General features: G+C 19.1%; 4 protein-coding genes. 3 read left to right on the top strand and 1 reads right to left on the bottom strand.

From position 1 onward, the window contains the following. Positions 1-92: 92 nt before the first annotated feature. The 3 genes from T403_RS0103855 (at position 93) to rsmA (ending at position 2,685) form a co-directional block, all read left to right on the top strand. Positions 93-506 carry a hypothetical protein gene (locus T403_RS0103855; RefSeq protein WP_033161503.1) on the top strand — a complete coding sequence of 138 codons (414 nt, stop codon included), beginning with the start codon at positions 93-95 and terminating at the stop codon, positions 504-506. 178 nt (positions 507-684) lie between these two features. Next, entirely contained in the window at positions 685-1,908 is a 1,224-nt protein-coding gene (locus tag T403_RS04285) for a TatD family hydrolase (RefSeq protein ID WP_051619161.1), read from the top strand. Next, positions 1,909-2,685, top strand: a complete 777-nt coding sequence (rsmA, locus tag T403_RS0103845) for a 16S rRNA (adenine(1518)-N(6)/adenine(1519)-N(6))-dimethyltransferase RsmA (protein WP_033161502.1) — start codon at positions 1,909-1,911, stop codon at positions 2,683-2,685. 5 nt (positions 2,686-2,690) lie between these two features. On the opposite strand, the gene T403_RS0103840 is transcribed toward rsmA, so the two are convergent. Further along, the coding region (locus T403_RS0103840; protein WP_033161501.1) for a DeoR family transcriptional regulator at positions 2,691-3,000 on the bottom strand (310 nt) is incomplete at its 5' end.

The following is a 3,000-nucleotide window of genomic DNA, read 5'->3' as shown; positions in this document are numbered from 1 at the left end:
TTTTTTTTTTTTTTTTGTATGATTTTAAATATATAGATAATAAAAAGAAAGGAGGAAGATATTTTTTGTTTTATTAAGCAAAAAATATATTTATGAAATCTACAAAAAAAATAGCGATTGCTGTTTTAGTATTAACTTTTTCTTCTATTATTTTAGCAATAATAGGTTTAATATTAAATACAGTTCCTAGCATTGTTGTTTTAGGGTCTTTTGTGCTTTTTAGAATATTAGTTAGCATACTTTCTAACATTGCATTAATAGTGTTAATTATTATTTTAATTGTTAAAACAAGTACATTAAAGAAAAAACATCAAGATCTTAATGTGTTATTTGGTTTATGAATAGCAACTTTAGTGTTTGTTATATTAGATATAATTCTTTTCTGAATTCCAATTTTTGGATGAATTATTAGTTTCACAACATTTATCTTATTGCTAGTTTCATCAATATTAACAATAGTTAAAATTAATAAACATAAAGTAACTAAATATGTTTCACATAATTAATTTAATTTAATTTAAAAAAATTAATTTTACTCATAAATTCAATTTATGAGTATTTTTTTTATAATTTTTTAAAAAATAAATAATTTTAATTATTCAGTTTTATCTTTAAAAGTTTTAATGTAATATAATTATTTGTAAAAATAAAAATTAAATACAATTTTATAAAATAAGGGGTAATATGGCATATCTTAAAATTATTAAAGCAACAAAAGAATTTACAAATAAATTATTGAATGTAAATTTAAATTTTAAATCAATAATAAAAGATGCTTTTTTAAATATCAAAAATAACAATGATTTAGTTAGATATGTTTTAGAAACGAACAAAAAGAATGACAATTCAAGCGTTTTTTATTTAGTTTTAGATAATGATAATTTTTATAAAAATGCAATTGCTTTAATTGAAATTAATTGTTTAAATATATTTAAATTCAAAATAACTTTTAATGAAGAATATTCTAATATAAATTTTGAAAAAAATATTTTAATGTCAATTTTAAAATTTGCGAATGAAAGATTTGAGAAAAATCAAATTTATTGATTAAATAATTTAAATGAACATAAATTAAATTATTTTGAAAAATTTTTTAACTTTGAGATTAAACAAGATGGTATTTTAATAAATTCTAAAAAAGATAGTTTTGATTTAATAGATATACATTTTCATCCTTTTAAAGAGTATTATAATAATCCTACAAATGAAATTAATGCAAGTTTTAAAAATGGTTTAAAAAAAATATTTTTTGTCTCTTGTTCTTGAAGTGAAATTAAAGAAATTCAAAATGAATACATGAAACATAAAAACCTATTCCCTGTTTACGGAATACATCCAAGCAGTGTTAAAAATGATGATGATTATAAAATTCTTGAAAAAGCAATAAATAAAGATGTTGTAGCTATTGGTGAAATAGGACTAGATTATCATCATGAAAAAAACCCTGATAAAAAAATTCAAATATCCTCTTTTAAAAAACAAATAAATGTTGCTAAAAAATTTAATTTACCTGTTATATTGCATGTTAGAGAAGCTTTTGAAGATGTTTATAAAATAATAACTAATAGAGAGTATGAAAATATAAAATTTATTTTTCATACTTATAGTGGCAATATTGAATGAACTAAAAAACTTATTAATCATCCAAATTTTTATTTTTCTTTTTCAGGTGTTATAACATATAAAAAGAATTCTCAAACTAGAGAACTTATTCGATTGATTTCTAGTGATAAATTATTTAGCGAAACCGATGCTCCTTATTTACCTCCAGAAAATTATAGAGGGAAAAAAAATCATTCATATTATGTTAAATATGTGGTTGAAACATTGGCTCTTATTAAAAATATTGAGTATACAGAAATGTTAAAAATAATAGAAAATAACGTTAAAAAGGTTTTTGGTGTTTAAATGATAGATAAAAATATTAAAGCTAAAAAAAACTTAGGTCAAAATTTTTTAATTAATAAAGATATAATTAAAAAAATTGTTAAAATTTCAAAAATAGATAATAAAGAAGTGATAGAAATAGGACCAGGCCAAGGAGCGTTAACAACAGAGTTGATAAAAACAGCTAAAACATTAGTGGCTTATGAAATTGATAAAGATATGATTAATGTTTTAGAAAAAAACATCAATAACGAGAAATTTAGTCTAATTAATGAAGATTTTTTAAAATCTAATTTAAAATGAAAAGGCAAAAAAATTTTAGTTGCAAATTTACCTTATTACATAACTAGTAAGATTGTTTTTAAAATATTTGAAAACATTAATTTGTTCGAAAGAATGATTATAATGGTTCAAAAAGAAGTGGCTGAAAGAATTATAGCTAAAGTAAATGATTTTAATTACAATAAATTATCTGTTGTATGTCAATATGTGGCAGATATAAAAAAAGAAATTGTTGTAAAAGCAAATAATTTTTTACCTATCCCTAAAGTTGATTCTGTTGTTTTAAGCTTTAATTTTAAAAAAAATATTAATCAAGAATACTTAAATTCTTTTTTTTATTTTATTAAAAAATGTTTCGCCATGAGAAGAAAAACCTTTTTTAATAATTTAAAATTGTTTTTAGATAATAAAAAAATAAATCAAATTTTTATGGAATTTGATTTAAGCAAAAATATAAGACCGCAAGAAATTAATTTAGAAAAATATATAAATATTTTTAATTTTTTATATCAATAAACTAATTAAATAATTTTTCAAAAACCTGTTTTTTTACCTGAAATTCTTTCAATTTTTTTATTCTTTTGTAGATAATTCAAATCTCTTATAATAGTTATTCTTGAAATTTTTAGTATATCTGCTAACTCTTGTATAGTTAATTTTTCATTATCTTTTAATAATTTTAATATTAAATCCAATCTTTCTTTTGTCTTTGAAAAAGATGAAGAAAGATTTTCTTTTGAAGTTTCCTTATTTTTATTTAATTCATTATTTTTTAATGTGTCATTTTTGTTGTTTAAAGTAAAGTTTTTAAGTTTTAAAGTGATATTTTCT

It is taken from the genome of Mycoplasma collis ATCC 35278, from assembly GCF_000701825.1.
Classification (GTDB): domain Bacteria; phylum Bacillota_I; class Bacilli_A; order Mycoplasmatales; family Metamycoplasmataceae; genus Mesomycoplasma_A; species Mesomycoplasma_A collis.
The sequence above is the reverse complement of the archived record's forward strand: the minus strand, read 5'-3'. Positions and strand labels throughout refer to the sequence as shown.